At 71.5% G+C, this 17,709-nt stretch carries 13 protein-coding genes; 3 read left to right on the plus strand and 10 right to left on the minus strand.

Annotated elements, in window-relative coordinates; genetic code table 11:
• Nucleotides 1-84: 84 nt before the first annotated feature.
• From gap to uvrA, 7 genes are all read right to left on the minus strand, one after another.
• A complete protein-coding gene (gene gap, locus FBY41_RS17770) occupies nt 85-1,089 on the minus strand; it encodes a type I glyceraldehyde-3-phosphate dehydrogenase (RefSeq protein WP_141845594.1) in 1,005 nt (334 codons plus the stop codon).
• A gap of 229 nt (nt 1,090-1,318) precedes the next feature.
• Entirely contained in the window at nt 1,319-2,299 is a 981-nt protein-coding gene (gene whiA, locus FBY41_RS17775) for a DNA-binding protein WhiA (protein WP_141845595.1), read from the minus strand.
• A 58-nt stretch (nt 2,300-2,357) separates the two neighbouring features.
• On the minus strand, nt 2,358-3,338 hold the full coding sequence (locus FBY41_RS17780; protein ID WP_311769422.1) for a gluconeogenesis factor YvcK family protein: 981 nt from the start codon (nt 3,336-3,338) through the stop codon (nt 2,358-2,360).
• A gap of 18 nt (nt 3,339-3,356) precedes the next feature.
• The gene (gene rapZ / locus FBY41_RS17785; RefSeq protein ID WP_141845596.1) at nt 3,357-4,274 is read right to left on the minus strand and encodes an RNase adapter RapZ; all 918 of its coding nucleotides are present in this window, start codon (nt 4,272-4,274) and stop codon (nt 3,357-3,359) included.
• Nucleotides 4,271-6,391: an excinuclease ABC subunit UvrC gene (gene uvrC, locus FBY41_RS17790; protein ID WP_141845597.1), complete on the minus strand. Its 2,121-nt coding sequence runs from the start codon at nt 6,389-6,391 to the stop codon at nt 4,271-4,273. Before uvrC ends, rapZ begins: the two co-directional genes overlap by 4 nt.
• Nucleotides 6,392-6,925: 534 nt before the next feature.
• Nucleotides 6,926-7,438 (minus strand): Rieske (2Fe-2S) protein, encoded by a 513-nt coding sequence (locus FBY41_RS17795; protein ID WP_221629336.1) that lies wholly within the window; start codon nt 7,436-7,438, stop codon nt 6,926-6,928.
• Entirely contained in the window at nt 7,435-10,608 is a 3,174-nt protein-coding gene (uvrA, locus tag FBY41_RS17800) for an excinuclease ABC subunit UvrA (protein WP_141845598.1), read from the minus strand. The genes FBY41_RS17795 and uvrA overlap by 4 nt, the downstream gene beginning before the upstream one ends.
• Before the next feature lie 105 nt (nt 10,609-10,713).
• On the opposite strand from uvrA, the gene FBY41_RS17805 reads away from it, so the two are divergent.
• From FBY41_RS17805 to FBY41_RS17815, 3 genes are read left to right on the plus strand one after another with little or no spacing between them, the layout of a single operon-like run.
• Nucleotides 10,714-12,588: a glycoside hydrolase family 15 protein gene (locus FBY41_RS17805; protein WP_141845599.1), complete on the plus strand. Its 1,875-nt coding sequence runs from the start codon at nt 10,714-10,716 to the stop codon at nt 12,586-12,588.
• On the plus strand, nt 12,585-13,286 hold the full coding sequence (locus FBY41_RS17810; RefSeq protein ID WP_185749143.1) for a maleylpyruvate isomerase family mycothiol-dependent enzyme: 702 nt from the start codon (nt 12,585-12,587) through the stop codon (nt 13,284-13,286). Before FBY41_RS17805 ends, FBY41_RS17810 begins: the two co-directional genes overlap by 4 nt.
• A gap of 2 nt (nt 13,287-13,288) precedes the next feature.
• The gene (locus FBY41_RS17815) at nt 13,289-13,996 is read left to right on the plus strand and encodes an MBL fold metallo-hydrolase (RefSeq protein WP_141845601.1); all 708 of its coding nucleotides are present in this window, start codon (nt 13,289-13,291) and stop codon (nt 13,994-13,996) included.
• Nucleotides 13,997-14,064: 68 nt separating this feature from the next.
• On the opposite strand, the gene FBY41_RS17820 is transcribed toward FBY41_RS17815, so the two are convergent.
• The 3 genes from FBY41_RS17820 to FBY41_RS17830 all read right to left on the minus strand — a co-directional run bounded on the left by FBY41_RS17820 (nt 14,065) and on the right by FBY41_RS17830 (nt 17,613).
• The gene (locus FBY41_RS17820; protein WP_141845602.1) at nt 14,065-15,447 is read right to left on the minus strand and encodes a sensor histidine kinase; all 1,383 of its coding nucleotides are present in this window, start codon (nt 15,445-15,447) and stop codon (nt 14,065-14,067) included.
• The gene (locus FBY41_RS17825) at nt 15,447-17,141 is read right to left on the minus strand and encodes an FAD-dependent oxidoreductase (protein ID WP_141845603.1); all 1,695 of its coding nucleotides are present in this window, start codon (nt 17,139-17,141) and stop codon (nt 15,447-15,449) included. Before FBY41_RS17825 ends, FBY41_RS17820 begins: the two co-directional genes overlap by 1 nt.
• A 151-nt stretch (nt 17,142-17,292) precedes the next feature.
• The gene (locus FBY41_RS17830; protein ID WP_141845604.1) at nt 17,293-17,613 is read right to left on the minus strand and encodes a hypothetical protein; all 321 of its coding nucleotides are present in this window, start codon (nt 17,611-17,613) and stop codon (nt 17,293-17,295) included.
• Nucleotides 17,614-17,709: the final 96 nt, after the last annotated feature.

The following is a 17,709-nucleotide window of genomic DNA, read 5'->3' on the forward strand; positions in this document are numbered from 1 at the left end:
CGGTCTGCCTCTTCCGGTAGCGATGGGGTGGAGATATGGCTGCGGCCACCGCCCCGGCGCGTGCCGGGGCGGTGGCCGGGTGCGTCAGAGAGACTTGCCGACGAGCGCGACGAGGTCGACGAGGCGGTTGGAGTAGCCCCACTCGTTGTCGTACCAGCCGACGACCTTGACCTGGTTGCCGATGACCTTGGTGAGGCCGGCGTCGAAGATGCAGGAGGCCGGGTCGGTCTCGATGTCCTTGGAGACGATCTCGTCCTCGGTGTAGACGAGGTAGCCCTTCATCGGGCCCTCGGCGGCGGCCTTGACGGCGGCGTTGACCTCTTCGACGGTCGTCTCGCGGCCGGCCTCGAACGTGAGGTCGGTGGCCGAGCCGGTCGGCACCGGGACGCGGAGCGCGTAGCCGTCGAGCTTGCCCTTGAGCTCGGGCAGGACGAGAGCGACGGCCTTCGCGGCGCCGGTCGTCGTCGGCACGATGTTGAGGGCCGCGGCGCGGGCGCGACGGAGGTCCTTGTGCGGCGCGTCCTGGAGGTTCTGGTCCTGCGTGTAGGCGTGGATCGTCGTCATGAGGCCCTTGACGATGCCGAACTCGTCGTTGAGGGCCTTGGCCATCGGCGCGAGGCAGTTCGTCGTGCACGAGGCGTTGGAGATGACGGTGTGGGCGGCCGGGTCGTAGAGCTCGTGGTTGACGCCCATCACGATCGTGATGTCCTCGTTCTTGGCCGGCGCCGAGATGATGACCTTCTTGGCCCCACCGTCGATGTGCGCCTTGGCCTTCTGCGCGTCGGTGAAGAAGCCCGTGGACTCGACGATGACGTCCGCACCCACGCCGGCCCAGTCGATCGCGGCGGGGTCGCGCTCCTCGAAGACGCGAATTGCCTTGCCGTCGACGATGATCGAGGTCTCGTCGTAGGTGACCTCGCCGGGGAAACGGCCCAGGATCGAGTCGTACTTGAGCAGGTGGGCGAGGGTCTTGTTGTCCATGAGGTCGTTCGTTGCGACGACCTCGATGTCGGCTCCGGATGCCAGGACGGCTCGGAAGAAGTTGCGGCCGATGCGGCCAAAGCCGTTGATACCAACGCGAACGGTCACTGCTGAGCACCTCTTCGGGTGAGACTGTGTCGGACGGTGTGTCAGACCTGGGACCGCGCGACATCGGGCGGCCTTGATCAGCCTCCACCCTAGTGCGTCGCTCTCGCACGCGAGTCGCGAGTCTCAGGTAGCGGTGAGCGATCGCTCACCGTGCTCGGCCGCTGCTCCCCCGCGCCACCTGACTCGTGTCGCACGGGCGTCGTGCGGCACGGGGTCGAGGCGAGGACCGTCAGGACTCGAGCATGTCCTGCGTGAGGCTCGACTCCGTGCCGGGCACTCCCAGCTCCTCGGCACGCTTGTCGGCCATGGCGAGCAGGCGCCGGATGCGCCCCGCCACGGCGTCCTTCGTCATCGGCGGCTGGGCCAGCTGGCCGAGCTCCTCGAGGCTCGACTGCTTGTGCTCGAGACGCAGGGTGCCGGCCTCGCGCAGGTGGTCGGGGATCTCGTCGCCGAGGATCTCCATCGCGCGCTCCACCCGGGCGCCGGCCGCCACCGCGGCGCGCGCGGAGCGGCGCAGGTTGGCGTCGTCGAAGTTGGCGAGCCGGTTGGCGGTCGCGCGCACCTCACGGCGCATCCGGCGCTCCTCCCAGGCCATCACGGCGTCGTGGGCGCCGAGGCGGGTCAGAAGGGCACCGATGGCGTCGCCATCGCGGATGACGACGCGGTCGACGCCGCGCACTTCGCGCGCCTTCGCCTGGATGCCGAGGCGGCGGGCCGCGCCGACGAGGGCGAGCGCGGCCTCGGGACCAGGGCAGGTCACCTCGAGAGCCGACGACCGTCCGGGCTCCGTGAGCGACCCGTGCGCGAGGAAGGCTCCGCGCCAGGCGGCCTCGGAGTCGCACGTCGAGGCGCTCACCACCTTCGGCGGCAGGCCTCGGACCGGGCGACCGCGACCATCGACGAGGCCGGTCTGGCGGGCCAGCGTCGAACCGTCCTCGACGACCCGCACGACGTAGCGAGACCCCCGCCGCAGGCCTCCGGCGGCGAGCACGAGAACGTCGCTGCGGTGACCGTAGACCTCGGTGATGTTGCGGCGCAGGCGTCGCGCGGCGTTCGCGGTGTCGAGCTCGGCCTCGACGACGATCTGTCCGCCTATCATGTGCAGCCCACCGGCGAAGCGCAGCATCGTCGACACCTCGGCCTTGCGGCAACAGGGCTTGGTGACCTCGAGTCTCGAGAGCTCGTCCTTCACCTTCGCTGTCATCGCCATGCGGCTCATCCTGCCACCCCGATCAAGCACCCTCGCGCCGAGCCGGGGCGAGGGTCGGTCAGGCGATGATGTCGCGCAGCGCGGCGGCCAGCCGCAGCGGGTCGTGGACGCCGGGCTGGCGCCGCGCCTCGACGGGGGCGACGACGAGCTCGGCCCCCAGGTCGGCGGCGGCCGCACGCAGGGCCGGCACGTCGGGCACGACGCTGGGGTCGGCGAGCACGTAGTCGAGGCGGAGGTCAGGAGCGTTGGACGCGAACGACGCGAGGTGGTCCTCGGCCCGGAAGTCACGGGTCTCGCCCTTGTGCACCTCGAGGTTGAGGTTGAGCAGGCGCCGGGCCGGGGTGGCGACCAGCGCGTCGGCAAGGTCGGGCACGAGCAGGTGCGGCATGACCGAGGTGAACCACGACCCCGGCCCGAGCATGACCCAGTCGGCCCGCCCGACAGCCTCGATGGCCTCGCGGCACGGGGTCGGGCACGTGGGCAGGATGCCGATCGAGGAGACGATGCCGGGCGAGGAGGCGACGCGGTGCTGGCCGCGAACCTCGACGGTCTCGTCGGGACGGTCGGGGTCGTGCCCTCGGATCTCGGCGACGATCTGCAGCGGCTCGCCCGCCATCGGCAGCACGCGCCCGCGGGCACCGAGCAGCCGGCCGACGAGGTCGAGGCCCTGCACGGTGTCGCCGAGCAGCTCCCAGATCGAGACGATCATGAGGTTGCCCAGGGCATGTCCGGCGAGATCGCCCGCGCCCGAGAAGCGGTGCTGGAGCACGTCACGCCACGTGTGCCCCCAGTCGCTGTCGTCACAGAGCGCCGACAGCGCCATGCGGAGGTCACCGGGCGGCAGGACGTCGAACTCTTCGCGCAGCCTGCCGCTCGAGCCGCCGTCATCGGCGACCGTGACGACGGCGGTCACGCTGTCCGTGAGCAGGCGCAGCGCGGTCAGGGCAGCCGACAGGCCGTGGCCACCACCGAGGGCGACGATGCTCCGGTGGTGGGCGGGGACCAGGGGCCCCGGTGGAGGCGGAGGCGGTGGTGTCACGAGCGCTGCCGACCGGTGTCACTCACGCCCGAGGTCGCGGTGCACGACGAAGGTGTCGACCCGGTCGATCTGCGCAAGCCGGGTGCTGAGCGCCTCCGCCGTGGCGACAGAGCGGTGCTTGCCACCCGTGCAGCCCACGGCGACGGTGACGTAGCGGCGACCCTCACGCACGTAGCCCTCGATCATCGTCTCCAGCAGGCCGGCGGCACGGTCGATGAACTCCTCGGCGCCGGGCTGCGCCATGACGAACTCGGCCACCGGGCCGTCGCGGCCCGTCAGCGGCCGCAGCTCGGGCACCCAGAACGGGTTGGGCAGGAAGCGCATGTCGAAGACGACGTCGGCGTCGAGGGGCAGGCCGTACTTGAAACCGAACGACATGACCGCGATGCGCAGCTGCGCGCGTCGGTCGCCGGCGAAGAGGGAGGACAGCTTTGCCGTCAGCTGGTGCACGTTGAGGCCCGAGGTGTCGATGACGACGTCGGCGCTCGAACGCAGGTCGACGAGCATCCTGCGCTCGAGCTGGATGCCGTCGAGCAGGCGGCCGTCGGCCTGGAGCGGGTGCGGCCGGCGCACGCTCTCGAAGCGGCGCACGAGCGCCTCGTCGGTCGCGTCGAGGAAGACGAGACTCGGGTGCTCACCGCGCTCACGGGCGGCAGCGATGGCCTCGGAGAGCATGCCGAACCAGCCGCGGGACCGCACGTCGACGACGACGGCGACCTGCTGCATCGAGGCCTCGGGGTTGCGCTCGCGGGCCTCGTCGCGCAGGTCGGCGAGGGCCGAGAGCAGCTGCGGCGGCAGGTTGTCGACGACGAGCCAGCCGAGGTCCTCGAGGACGTTGGCCGCCGTCGAGCGACCCGCACCGCTCATGCCGGTGACGATGACGATCGGCGCGTCAGCCAGCGACCTGCCTGGCGTGGGGTTGGGGTCGGCGGTCATTCGAGGACTTCTCCCGTCGTGAGGTTCACGGCTGGCTCCGGCGCTGCACCCTCAGCCAAGTGGGTGACGATCGCGCGTGCAAGCGACGGTCCGATTCCGGGCACCGCGACGATGTCCTCGGCGCTCGCCTGGCGCAGGCGCTTGACCGACCCGAAGTGCCGCAGGAGGGCCTTCTGGCGGCTCGCTCCGAGACCGGGTATGCCGTCGAGCTGGCTCGTCGTCATCGCCTTGGACCGCCGCTGGCGGTGGAAGGTGATGGCGAAGCGGTGCGCCTCGTCGCGCAGGCGCTGGAGCAGGTAGAGCCCCTCGCTCGTGCGCGGCAGGATGACCGGGTGCTCGAGACCGGGCAGCCACACCTCCTCGAGTCGCTTGGCGAGCCCGACGAGCGCGACCTCCTCGATGCCGAGCTCATCGAGCACGGCCTGGGCGGCGTTGACCTGCGGCAGACCGCCGTCGACGACGACGAGGCTCGGCGGGTAGGCGAACCGGCGGGGTCGGCCGGTCTCGGGGTCGATCGGGCCCGAGGCCGAGCGGTCGTCGTCACCTGCGCCTGCGGAGTCGTCGGACGTGCCGGCTGCACCCTCTCCCTCACCTGCGGCGCCATCGCTGACGACGCCCGTCGACAGGTCGAGGTCCCCGGCGCCCTCTGCGTCCTCGAGGTAGCGGCGGAAGCGACGGGTCAGCACCTCGCGCATCGCGGCCGTGTCGTCGACGGTCAGGGGCTCGTCGGTCGCCGTGCCTTGAGTCGCGGCCTGAGTCGCGCCCTGTGTCGCTCCCTGTGTCGCTCCCGGTGTGGCGCCACGGACGATGAAGCGGCGGTACTCGCTCTTGCGGGCGAGCCCGTCCTCGAAGACGACCATCGAGGCGACGACATTGGTGCCCTGCACGTGGCTGACGTCGTAGCACTCGATGCGCAGCGGTGCCTCGTCGAGCTCGAGGTAGTCCTGCAGCTCCTGCAGCGCACGGCTGCGCAGGGTGAGGTCGCCGGCGCGGGCCACCTTGTGCCGAGCCAGGGACTGCTCGGCGTTGCGGCGCACCGTCTCCATCAGGGTGCGCTTGTCGCCGCGCTGCGGCACCCGCACGCTGACCGACGACCCCCGCACCGATGACAGCCACTCGGTGACCGCCTCGAGGTCGGCGGGCTCGGCCGGCACCAGCACCTCGCGCGGGACCCCCTCGCGCTCGGCGTCACCGTAGACCTGGAGCAGCAGGTGCTCGACGAGGGAGGGGATGTCCTCGCTCTCCTTCTCGACGACCCAGCCACGCTGGCCGCGGATGCGACCACCGCGCACGTGGAAGACTTGGACGGCCGCCTCGAGGTCGTCGTCGGCGAGAGCGAACACGTCGGCGTCGGTGGCGTCGCCGAGGACGACGGCCTGCTTCTCGAGGGCCTTGCTCAGCGCCCCGATGTCGTCACGCAGCCGGGCCGCCTGCTCGAAGTCGAGCTCGGCCGCTGCCTCGCGCATGCGGGTCTCGAGGCGCTTGACGAAGCGGGTCGTGTTGCCGGTCATGAAGTCGCAGAAGTCGTCGGCGATGGCCCGGTGCTCCTCGGCCGTCACCCGGCCGACACAGGGCGCCGAGCACTTGTCGATGTAGCCGAGCAGGCACGGGCGGCCGCTCGCACCGGCCCGCTTGAAGACACCGGACGAGCAGGTGCGCACCGGGAAGACGCGCAGCAGCAGGTCGAGGGTCTCGCGGATCGCCCACGCGTGCCCGTAGGGGCCGAAGTATCGGGTGCCCTTGCGCTTGGCCCCGCGCATCACCTGCGCCCGCGGGAACTCCTCGCCCATCGTCACGGCGAGGAAGGGGTAGGACTTGTCGTCGCGGTACTTGACGTTGAAGCGGGGATCGAACTCCTTGATCCAGGAGTACTCCAGCTGGAGTGCCTCGACCTCGGTGCGCACGACGGTCCACTCGACGGACGCGGCCGTCGTCACCATCGTCGCGGTGCGCGGGTGGAGGGCGGTGATGTCCTGGAAGTACGAGGACAACCGCGGCCGAAGGGATTTCGCCTTGCCGACGTAGATGACGCGCCCGTGACCGTCACGAAAGCGATAGACCCCCGGATCGGTCGGGATCTCCCCCGGCTTGGGGCGATAGGTCCTCGGGTCGGCCACGGCTCCACCCTATGTCGGCGCACCGACACCCCGACGTCACCCCATGGGGCCGCACAGGAGCGACGGCCACCGCCATCCGCTCAACGCCATGCACGCTCGATCGGCGGCACCCACCCCCGCACGTTCGGTAGCCCGGGCGACCAGAACCGCGCCGACCGCCGTGTCAGCCCGCACGTTCGGTAGCCCGGGCGACCAGAAGTCCGCCGGCGGTCGGGTTTACCGCACGTTCGGTAGCCCGGGCGACCAGAACCGCGCCGACCGCCGGGTATGCCGCACGTTCCGTAACCCGGGCGACCAGATGTCCGCCGGCGGCCGGGTTTACCGCACGTTCCGTAACGCGGGCGACCAGAACCGCGCCGACCGCCCGGTATGCCGCACGTTCCGTAACCCGGGCGACCAGATGTCCGCCGGCGGTCGGGTTTACCGCACGTTTGGTCACCCGGGCGACCGAAGGTGCGGTGGTCGAAGGGGACTCTTCTGCGCGGTCCGCTCCGGGGACGTCGACCGTCTGGGATGGGCGACGGGGCGGGCGGGTCAGCTCACCGTCAGTGTGCTCCCCGAGACGGTGACCGTCTTGGGGGTGAGCCCCGTCGGGGCCGGCCCCGAGACCGGGTCGCCGGTCGTGATGTCGAAGTGGCTCTGGTGGCACGGGCAGACGATCTGGTTGCCCTCGAAGGACGCGACCGTGCAGCCCTGGTGAGGGCAGATCGCGTCGAAGGCCTTGAAGGTGCCCGCCGAGGGCTGGGTGACGACCGTCTTGGTGTCGGCGAAGATCTTGCCGCTGCCGACGGGGATCTCGGACGTCGGGATGCCGCCGGGCGCGGCCGAGGAGGCCCCGCCCGCCTGGGTGCCGGAGGCCGCCCCGGCGGCGCTGGAGGACGGTGACGGCGCCTCGGGCACGGGAGGGCTGCTGCAGGCCGCGAGCGCGCCGGCGCCGGCGACGACGACGGCTGCCCGGAGGACACCGCGCCGGTCGGTCAGCTGCGCGATCCGCTCGGAGATGTGGGCCGTCGGCTCGGTCGTGCGGGAGTGCGTGCGCTCGGTCATCCGTTCCTCTTCCGGGTCGTCGTGCTCGGGGCGGATCTCGTCTTGCTGACGGTGGTGCTCGACGTGGACTTCTTCGCGGCGGCCGTGGTGGCGCCTCCGCGCGCGCGGCCAGCCGCCTTCGTGCCGGTGGTCGTGCCGGTGGTCGTGCCCGCCGTGCCCGCCGTGGCAGTGCCCGCCCCGGTCTTCCTGGCGATCGTCGTACCGGTGGTTGTGGACGCGCCACCGGATCGCTGGGAGCCGCCTGAGGCACCGCGACCGGCGGACGTGCGGGTCGACGTGCGCGTCGTCGTGCGGGCCGTGCGCTCGAGGATCGGCTTGAGGAATCGTCCGGTGTGGCTCGCCTCGACCTCGGCGACGTGCTCGGGGGTGCCCTCGGCGATGACCATGCCGCCGCGCGAGCCACCCTCGGGCCCCATGTCGATGATCCAGTCGGCGTTCTTGATGACGTCGAGGTTGTGCTCGATGACGATGACGGTGTTGCCCTTCTCGACGAGGCCCTGGAGCACGTCGAGTAGCTTGCGGATGTCTTCGAAGTGCAGACCGGTCGTCGGCTCGTCGAGGACGTAGATGGTGCGTCCGGTGGAGCGCTTCTGCAGCTCGCTCGCGAGCTTGACGCGCTGCGCCTCACCTCCGGAGAGGGTCGGCGCCGGCTGACCGAGGCGGACGTAGCCGAGGCCGACGTCGTTGAGCGTCTTGAGGTGACGCGCGATCGCGGGCACCGCCTCGAAGAACGTGGCGGCCTCCTCGATCGGCATGTCGAGCACGTCGGCGATCGTCTTGCCCTTGAAGTGCACCTCGAGCGTCTCGCGGTTGTAGCGCGCGCCGTGGCACACCTCGCACGGGACGTAGACGTCGGGCAGGAAGTTCATCTCGATCTTGATGGTGCCGTCGCCGGAGCAGGCGTCGCAGCGCCCGCCCTTGACGTTGAAGGAGAAGCGGCCCGGCTGGTAGCCGCGCACCTTCGCCTCCGTCGTCTCGGCGAAGAGCTTGCGCATGTTGTCGAAGACGCCGGTGTAGGTCGCGGGGTTCGATCGCGGCGTGCGCCCGATCGGGCTCTGGTCGACGTGGACGACCTTGTCGAGCTGGTCGAGGCCGGTGACGGTCTTGTGCCGGCCCGGCACGTGGCGCGCACCGTTGAGCTTGTTGGCGAGCACGTTGTAGAGGATGTCGTTGACGAGCGTCGACTTGCCGGAGCCCGACACTCCCGTGACCGCGACGAGGTTGCCGAGGGGGAAGTCGACGGAGACGTTCTGGAGGTTGTTCTCGCGGGCACCGGACACCGTGATCTGACGCCCGTCGTGGCCCCGCCGAACGACCGGTGTCGGGATCTCGCGCCGGCCGGAGAGATACATGCCGGTGACCGAGTCGGGGTGCTCGAGCAGGCCCTTGACCGCGCCGGAGTAGACGACGTGGCCCCCGTGCTCGCCGGCGCCGGGGCCGATGTCGACGACCCAGTCGGCCGTCGCAATGGTGTCCTCGTCGTGCTCGACGACGATGAGCGTGTTGCCGAGGTCGCGCAGCCGGGTCAGCGTCTCGATGAGGCGGTGGTTGTCGCGCTGGTGCAGCCCGATCGACGGCTCGTCGAGGACATAGAGCACGCCGACGAGCCCGGAGCCGATCTGCGTGGCGAGGCGGATGCGCTGCGCCTCGCCGCCCGAGAGCGTGCCGGCGGGGCGGTCGAGCGAGAGGTAGTCGAGACCGACGTCGAGCAGGAAGCCGAGCCGGGCGTCGATCTCCTTGATGACCCGCTCGGCAATCTGCTTCTCGCGCGCCGTGAAGTCGACGGTGTCGAGGAAGCCGGCCGCCTCGTTGATGGCGAGGGCGCACACCTCGGAGATGTTCTTGCCACCGAGCAGGACGGCGAGCGACTCGGGCTTGAGGCGGGCACCCTTGCAGACCGGGCAGGGCACCTGACGCATGTAGCCCTCGTAGCGCTCGCGGCTCCACTCGGAGTCGGTCTCGCCGTGGCGCCGCTTGATGAAGGGCACCACCCCCTCGAAGCCGGTCGTGTAGGAGCGGTCGCGGCCGTAGCGGTTCTTGTACTTGACGTGGACCTTGTAGTTCTGCCCGTGGAGCAGCGCCTCCTTGGCGCGTGACGGGAGCGACCGGAACGGCGCGTCCATCGAGAACCGCATGTCCTCGGCGAGGGCCGTCATGACCCGCTGGAAGTACTCGGCCGAGCCCGACCCCTGCGCCCACGGCTGGATGGCGCCCTCGGCGAGGCTGAGGTCGTCGTCGGGCACGACGAGCTCGGGGTCGACCTCCAGCTCGGTGCCGATGCCGGTGCACTCCGGGCAGGCGCCGAACGGCGAGTTGAACGAGAACGACCGCGGCTGGATCTCGTCCATGCCGAGGGGGTGGTTGTTGGGGCAGGCCATCTTCTCGGAGAAGCGCCGCTCGCGGTCCTTGGCCTTGGCGTCACGGTCGACGAAGTCGATGATGACGATGCCCCCGGCGAGACCGAGCGCGGTCTCGACCGAGTCGGTGAGCCGGCGCTTCGCGCTCGTGTCGTCACCCTTGGCGACGAGGCGGTCGACGACGACCTCGATCGTGTGCTTGCGCTGCTTCTCCAGGGCCGGCGGCTCGGCGAGCGAGACGACCTCGCCGTCGACCCTCGCCCGGGAGAAGCCCTTGGTCTGGAGCTCGGCGAAGAGGTCGACGAACTCGCCCTTGCGGCCCTGCACCACGGGTGCGAGCACCTGGAAGCGGGTGCGGTCCTCGAGCGTCAGCAGCTGGTCGACGATCTGCTGGGGCGACTGCCGGGTGACCGGCTCGCCGCACACCGGGCAGTGCGGGCGGCCCGCGCGGGCGAAGAGCAGGCGAAGGTAGTCGTAGACCTCGGTGATCGTGCCGACCGTGGAGCGCGGGTTGCGGTTGGTCGACTTCTGGTCGATCGAGACCGCGGGCGAGAGGCCCTCGATGAAGTCGACATCGGGCTTGTCCATCTGCCCGAGGAACTGCCGGGCGTAGGCCGACAGGGACTCGACGTAGCGCCGCTGGCCCTCGGCGAAGATCGTGTCGAACGCGAGGCTCGACTTGCCCGAGCCGGAGAGGCCGGTGAAGACGATGAGGCTGTCGCGGGGCAGGTCGACCGAGATGTCGCGCAGGTTGTGCTCGCGCGCGCCGCGGACGACGAGTGAGTGGGAGGAGCCGGTGGGCGTAACAGTCACCCCGACATGCTAGGTGGGACCTCCGACAGTCCTGTCACCCTCGACAGCGCGTGGACCCTGCGCCCCGCCCCCTCCGAACTCGCCGTGGACGGCATACTCGGGCGCATGAGCCCCGAGCCGGCGCCCCCGCACGAGCCCGAGCACAAGCGCGCGCCCACGCCGATCGAGGAGTATGCCGTCCTCGGCGACCTCGGCACGGCCGCCCTCGTCAGCCGGCGCGGCTCGATCGACTGGCTGTGCCTCCCGCGCTTCGACTCGCACGCCTGCTTCGCCGCCCTGCTCGGCACGCCGGAGCACGGCCGGTGGCTGCTCGGACCGGTCGACGAGGACGCCGTCTCGACGCGCAGCTACGTCGACGGCTCCTTCGTGCTCGAGACGGTGCACCGCACCGCGACGGGCTCCGTGCGGGTGACCGACCTCATGCCGATCGCCGACCGGCGGGCCGACGTGCTGCGCCGGGTCGAGGGTCTCGACGGCACCGTGCGGATGGTCCACGAGTGGGTCGTCCGCTTCGGCTACGGCGCGACCCGCCCCTGGGTCAGCCGCCGCGCCGACGACCGGGAGGGCCGCACCGACACCATCATCAGCGCCGTGGCCGGGCCCGACATGCTCGTCCTGCGCGGCCAGCGGCTCCCCCGCTCGAGCGACGGCCGCCATGTCGACGAGTTCGACGTCGCAGCGGGCGAGGTGCTCACCTTCTCGACGACGTGGTTCCCGAGCCACGAGCCGGTGCCGGCGCCGCTCGAGGTGGACTCACGCATCGAGCACACCCTGCGCCTCAGCCAGACGTGGACGGCGATGAGCGACTACGAGGGGCCGTACCTCGACGCCGTGACCCGCTCGCTGCTCGTCCTGCGCATCCTCAGCCACGGCGTCACCGGCGGCATCGTCGCCGCCCCCACGACGAGCCTGCCCGAGGACCTCGGCGGGGTGCGCAACTGGGACTACCGCTTCTGCTGGCTGCGCGACGCCGCCCTCACCCTCGAGGCGCTGCTCGGCTGCGGCTACCTCCACGAGGTGCAGTCGTGGCGCGGCTGGCTGCTGCGTGCCGTCGCCGGCGACCCCGAGGACATGCAGATCCTCTACTGCATCGACGGCGGGAGGGACATCCTCGAGCGCGAGCTCCCCCACCTGCCGGGGTATGCCGCGTCGTCGCCCGTGCGCATCGGCAACGGGGCCGTCTCCCAGCGTCAGACCGACGTGCTCGGCGAGGTGATGATCTCGCTCGAGCACGCCCGCTCGCGCGGGCTCAAGGAGTCGGCCGACTCGTGGAACCTCCAGTGCGCCCTCGTCGACAACCTCGCCGACCACTGGGAGCAGCCCGACAACGGGCTCTGGGAGATCCGCGGCCCGCTGCGCCACTTCACGCACTCGCGGGCCATGGTGTGGGCGGCCTTCGACCGCGCGGTCCGCGGGGTCGAGGTGCACGGGCTCCCCGGCCCGGTCGAGCGGTGGCGTGCGCTGCGCGAGCAGGTGCGCGAGGAGGTGCTGACCCGCGGTTTCGACGCCGACCGCAACACCTTCGTCCAGCACTACGACACGACGGAGGTCGACGCGTCGCTGCTCACCCTCGGCTCGATCGGCATCGTCGACGGCGACGACCCCCGGATGCTCGGCACGATCCGCGCGGTCGAGCAGGACCTGCTGCGTGACGGCCTCGTCCTGCGCTACCGCACCCAGAGCGGGGTCGACGGGTTGCCGGGCGACGAGCACCCGTTCCTCGCGTGCTCCTTCTGGCTCGTCACGGCATACGCCAAGGCGGGTATGACCCAGGAGGCGACGGCGCTCATGGACCGGCTCGTCGGCATCCCCAACGACCTCGGGCTCCTCTCTGAGGAGTACGACCCCGTCGGAGGCCGGATGATCGGCAACTACCCGCAGGCGTTCTCGCACCTGGCTCTCGTCGGCGCGGCCCTGTCGCTCGCCGAGGCGAGCGGAGACCGGGCGACCGCCCGGCGCACCCGGGGAGGATCGTTGTGAGAGTCACCGACGTCAACGTGGAGCACATCGCCGTCGAGACCGAGCGGGTCGTCGCGACCGCCTCCTCCCTGCGCAACGACGCGGTCCTCGCGCCCTCGCTCTGCGCGGGCTGGTCGCGCGGCCACGTGCTCTCCCACCTCGCGCGCAACGCCGACGCCCTCGGCCGCGTGTGCAACGTCGCGCTGACGGGTGACCCCGGCACGATGTATGCGTCGCAGCAGGCTCGCGACGCCGAGATCGAGGCGGGCGCTCGCCGCCCGGCCGCCGCCCAGGCCGCCGACATCCTCGGGTCGGCCGGACGTCTCGAGGCGCTGCTCGGTGCTCTCGGACCAGAGCACGCCGACGTCGAGGTCGAGCGGGTGCCCGGCGGGCCGACCATCACGGTCGGGGCAGTGCCCTTCATGCGGCTGCGCGAGCTCGTCTTCCACCACGTCGACCTCGACGCGTGCTTCCGCTTCGACCGCGTGGCACCGGAGGTGCTCGACCTCCTCCTCGCCGACTCCGTCGAGCGGCTGCGTCGTCACGCCGACGCACCGTCGGTGCGCCTGGCCACGCCGGAGGGTGGGTCCTGGGTCGTCGGCGACGGACGCACGCTCGTCACGGGGAGCCCGGCGGGCCTGCTGCTGTGGGTCGCTCGCGGCCGCACCGACGACGTGACGATCGACGGACCCCCACCCACCCTTCCCTTCGGAGGCTGAGCATGACCCACCACGGATCGACCCCGGACACCGCCGGCGACGGCTACACCGGTGCGGTGAAGCCGGGCGGCCCCGCCGACGTGCGTGAGCTGCCCCGGCTGACGATCCGCAAGCTCGCGGTGTCGGAGATGTCGAACAACGCCTACCTGCTGACGTGCCGCACGACCGGACGCCAGCTGCTCATCGACGCTGCCGACGACGCCCCCACCCTGCTCGCCCTCGTGCGCACCGGTGGCGAGGGCCTCGACGCGGTCGTGACGACGCACCAGCACTGGGACCACGTGCGCGCCCTCGCGGACGTCGTGGCGGCCACCGGGGCGCGCACCATCGCGGGCGCCGACGACGCGGCTGCGCTGCCCGTGCCCGTGGACGAGACCGTGCGGCAGGGCGACACGGTGGGCTTCGGCGACGTCACCCTGGACGTCGTGCACCTGCGGGGACACACTCCGGGCTCGATCGCCCTCGCCTACCGCGACGCCGACGACCCCGACGGACGCACCCACCTCTTCACGGGCGACAGCCTCTTCCCCGGAGGCATCGGCAACACGAAGCAGCCGGGCCAGAGCTTCGACTCCCTCATCGAGGACGTGACGACCCGCGTCTTCGACGTCTACGACGACGACACGTGGTTCTATCCCGGCCACGGCGACGACAGCACCCTCGGCGTCGAGCGACCGCACCTGCAGGAGTGGCGCGCACGCGGCTGGTAGCCGACCGAATGCATACCGCCCGGGCGTCGCCCGGGCGTCGTCCGGGCGCCGTCCGGGGTGCCGGGGGCTCAGCTCCGCCGGACCGGCAAACGGACGCGCAGCACCGTACGACCCGGTTCGGAGTCCACCTCGATGGTGCCGCCGTGGCGGTCGACGACGATCCGCCGGGCGATGTCGAGGCCGAGACCGGTGCCCTTGCCGACCGGCTTCGTCGTGTAGAACGCCTCGAACGCGCGCTCGACCACCTCGGGCGGCATGCCCTCGCCCGTGTCGGCGACCTCGATCACGACGGCGTCCCCGTCCTGTCGGGTGGACACGCGCAGGGTGCCGGCCCCGTCCATCGCGTCGACGGCGTTGTCGATGAGGTTGGTCCACACCTGGTTGAGCTCACCCTCGTAGGCCGCGATGGATGGGATGTCGGCGAGGTCTCGCTCGACGACGACGCCACCGCGCAGCTTGGGAGCCAGGATGACGAGCGTGCTCTCGATGCCCTGGCGCACGTCCACGCTCTGCAGCGACCCGCGGTCCATCTGCGAGTACGACTTGATCGCCGCGACGAGCTCCGACACGCGCCGGGTCGACTCCCTCACCTCGGACAGGAGGGTCGTCGCGCGGATCGTGCTCGCCACCCACCGCAGGGAAGGCCCGAGCACGTCGGGGCCCAGCTCGGCCGCGGCTCGGTCGCACCAGTCGCGGCCCACCCCGGCAGCCGCGAGGTCGGCGGCGACGTCCCACGGCTGCTCGACCCCGTGCTCGAGGAGCCAGTCGGCCAGCTCCTCCTCGCGGTCGGCGGCCTCGAGGGGGTCCTGGAGGGTGGTCGGCGCGTCCACCTCCTGACGGAGCCGGTCGAGGCTGCTGAACTGCTCGGGAGTCATGCCCAGACCGGCCATGCTGCCGAGGGACGTGAGCAGCCGCCCGCTCACCGACGTGAGGTCGTCGGCGGCGCGCGCGGCCGCGGCGGCCGGGTTGTTGATCTCGTGCGCGAGTCCCGCGGCGAGGGTGCCCAGGGTGACGAGCGCTCCGCGCTGTCGGGCCGTGGACTCGATCGACCGGGCCGTGCCGTAGAGGCCGGCGACGAGGTGCCCGGCCATCGGCAGCCACGCGTGCGTCAGCTCCCGCAGCCTGTCGGCGGGGACGCGCAGCAGCCGTCCGCGCTCGACGCCGCGCGCCGTGGCGAGGTAGACACCGTGCTCGTCCCAGGCCCGGAAGCCGCCGGCCCACCGGCCCGGCTCGTCCATGCGGCCGACGACGACGTCCTCGCGGCCGATGTGGCGCACGAGCTCGAGGACCCCGTCGACGAGGACCCACCAGTGGTCGGCGTGCTCGCCCTCACGGAAGAGCTCCTCGCCCGGCTGGATCTCGACCTCGGCACCGGCGGCGAGCAGCGACCCGAGCTGGTCGTCGTCGAGACCGGCGAAGATCGGCAGGCTCCGCAGGTCGTCGGCCCGCATCAGATCGTCGCCAGGTAGCGGTGGACGAAGTAGACCGACATGGCCCCTTCACCGACGGCGGACGCCACCCGCTTCATCGAGTCGAGCCGCACGTCGCCGGCGGCGAAGACGCCCGGCAGGCTCGTCTCGAGGGCGAAGGGCGCCCGGACGGCAGCCCCACCGGCCGCCCCAGCCGGAACCGCCGCGCCCGCGCGGCTGGGGTCCGCCGCCTCCATCACCTTGAGGTCGTTGCCCGTGACGATGAAACCCTTGTCGTCCCTGACGATCTCGTCTCCGAGCCAGTCGGTGCGTGGCGAGGCCCCGATGAAGATGAAGAGCCAGCTCGCCTCCACCTCCACCCGCTCGCCCGTGTCACGGTCGGCCAACGTGAGGCGTTCGAGATGGCCGTCCCCGGCTGCTGCCACGACCTCGGAGCGCAGGTGCACCTCGATCGTCTCCGACGCGAGGATGCGCTCGACGAGGTACTCCGACATCGTCTCCTCGATGCCGGCCCCGCGCACGACGAGGTGCACCCGGGCGGCGAACCGTGCGAGGTTGAGCGCTGCCTGGCCCGCCGAGTTGGCCGCACCGACGACGTAGACCTCGTCGTCCTGGCACTGCGACGCCTCGCTGGCGTTGGCACCGTAGTAGACGCCGCGCCCGATGAGCTCGGGCAGTCCCTCCGCCTCGAGGGTCCGGTAGGAGACCCCCGTCGCGACGATGACCGCCCGGGCCTCGATGTCGCCCCCGTCGAAGCGCACGGCCCGCACGGGACCTCGTGCCTCGAGGGCGACGACGTCGCGGGCCAGCACGAGCTCGGCTCCGAAGCGCCGCGCCTGGGCGAGCGCACGACCGGCGAGATCCGCGCCCGAGAGCCCCCGAGGGAAGCCGAGGTAGTTCTCGATCGAGGCGCTCTGGCCGGCCTGACCGCCGGGGGCCGACTGCTCGACGACGACGGTGCTCAGACCCTCCGACGCGGCATACACCGCGGCGGCGAGGCCCGCCGGACCGCCACCGACGATGCACACGTCGTAGAGCTCGCGCTCGGCCGTGGTCCGCAGCCCGAGGGCAGCGGCGAGCTCGAGGATCGTCGGTGCCCGCAGGGTCTCGCCGTCCGGCACGAGGACGAGCGGCAGGTCGGCGGTCGTCGCGTCGGCGAGGCCGAGCAGACGAGCGGCCTCCTCGTCGCGCTCGACGTCGAACCAGCGGTAGGGCACGTGGTTGCGCGCGAGGAACGTCTTGAGGTCGTGGCTGCGCTCGGACCAGCGGTGGCCGACGACCCTCACGTCGGAGGTGTGCTCCGGGTGGGCGCGACGCCAGTCGCCGAGCAGATCGTCGACGACGGGGTAGAGCCGCTCCTCAGGGGGGTCCCAGGGCTTGAGCAGGTAGTGGTCGAGGCCGATCTCGTTGATCGCGGTGATGGCGACATCGGTGTCGGCATAGGCCGTCAGCAGCAGGAGCTTGGCGTCGGGCACCTGCTCACGGACGTGGGCGAGCAGCTCGATGCCCGACATCCCGGGCATCCGCTGGTCTGCGCACACGAGGGCGATCGGCTCGTCGCGGAGCAGCAGCCGGCGCATCACCTCGACGGCCTCGGCGCCCGAGGACGCCCGGACGATGCGGTAGTCGCCGCCGTAGCGGCTCCGGAGGTCGCGAGCGATCGCCGCCGACACCATGGGGTCGTCGTCGACCGTCACGATCGTGGCCCTGCTCATGCGCACACCCTAGGAGCCCACGTGCCAGCGGGACCGCGGTTTCACCGCGATCGATGGGAGCAATCCGCCGAGGGCCAGCCCAACCGACAGAGCACTCCGTCGGCCCCGCGGGGGCGGACGGAGTGCTCTCTCGATCGCAGGACGGGGTCGATCAGGTGGTCGGCTCGTGCTCGTGGTCGTCGCCCGCGGCCAGGACCTCGGCGATGAGCGTCTCGAGCTCCGTGCGGAGGTAGTCGACGTCGTGGCTCACGTTGGTGAGCAGGATGTGCCGGCGCGGGTTGTTCGCGACCGCGAGGCCGACGCCGAGGCGCGACCGTCCGTGTTTCTCCCGCCAGGCCCGCTCGAGGCGAGGTCCGCCCTCCCAGTCGACGGGGGCGTGGATCCACCCCTGCACGTCGACCAGGTCGCCGTCGGGTCCGTGACGTCTGTTCTTCGGGGGATCGAATCCTTCGACGGTGATTCGCTCGTCCATGCTTCGACGGTATCTGGTGCACCGCTCCCCCGGCCAGAGATTGCTCTCGATCAGTTGGTCACAGGTCCAGCAGCACTGCCCCCGAGACACACCGGA

Origin of the sequence: Humibacillus xanthopallidus, from assembly GCF_006716675.1 — a bacterium.
GTDB lineage: Bacteria > Actinomycetota > Actinomycetes > Actinomycetales > Dermatophilaceae > Humibacillus > Humibacillus xanthopallidus_B.